At 44.4% G+C, this 1,054-nt stretch carries 1 protein-coding gene; it reads right to left on the reverse strand.

The features are described from left to right. Positions 1-91: 91 nt before the first annotated feature. Positions 92-1,054: transposase (locus QUA58_RS31410; protein ID WP_333398030.1), on the reverse strand; the 963-nt coding region annotated here is incomplete at its 5' end.

Raw genomic sequence — 1,054 nt, forward strand, 5'->3', positions numbered from 1 at the left:
CTGTAGTTTAGACTAAAAAATCAGTGCAGCTAAAAGTAGCAGCCTTTTAGCAGAAGGCAAGCTGTTGCTCAAAAACTCAAGAGGGAGAAGATTAAACAGCTAATCTTGAAGACTTTTTGCGTCGAGAAACCCGTTTTTTAACAGTGGGATAGCACGGTGCCTTAGTACGTACCTTTCCTTTTTCCCAACCAGGGGATTTTCCCCTATGTTTAGGCGCTGTAGCGGGAGTACCAATGTCAACTAAAACCGACAACATTGATTGGGCAACACGTCCAGGAGTTAAATTAATCGTAGCAGATTGCCAAGGAAGTCGATTTTCCAGAACTAAATCCCTAGCCAGCCAGAGTTGCCAACTCATCAATGGCATTAAATCACTCCAACGTTCAGATTGTTCAGGAGTTCTCAAGTTCGGCAATGTCCAATGCAATCGTTGCTTGGCAAACCGATACCAATGATCCACTCCAAAACGTCGTAAATACTTAAACCAAACAGTTTCTAAAGGTAGAGTTCGTTCTCCAACCCAAGCCAACCATAAGGGTGGAAACGGTTGACCATTTGACATGGGCTTCATTCTTTCGACGAGGATTAAATTTACTCCCTGTTCAGGCGCACGATAAAAATGTAAGTCAAGCCATTGACTGACTCGGACTTGTCCCAACCCTGGATGTTCGTCAATTTCAATCACAGTATCCGTTTGGAGCCATGTGGTTGGGTCGTTGAGTCTCATTTTCTGCCCATGTTTCCGTGGCCTACCGCGACCACTATAGGCTGGTGGTGCTGACCACAAACAGGCATTCTTTCGGACTCTCATTAAACAATCAGCTTGAATATCTGCTTGCGCCAGTACCCAATTTGCATTGCCATATTCTCGATCTAAAACTGCTAAAACTGGGTTGACGCTCTGTTCACAAACAAGTTTGAGTTGGGAAGCTGCTTTTTCTATTGGCGAAGACCAACTACTAATTCGTTCATGTAGTAGGGGTAATGCCCAACTTCCTTCTGCTTCGGGTATCCACGCAATTGTACTGTACCCCTGTCCAATAATTACGCCTTT

It is taken from the genome of Microcoleus sp. N9_A1 (assembly GCF_036701795.1).
Lineage (GTDB): Bacteria > Cyanobacteriota > Cyanobacteriia > Cyanobacteriales > Microcoleaceae > Microcoleus.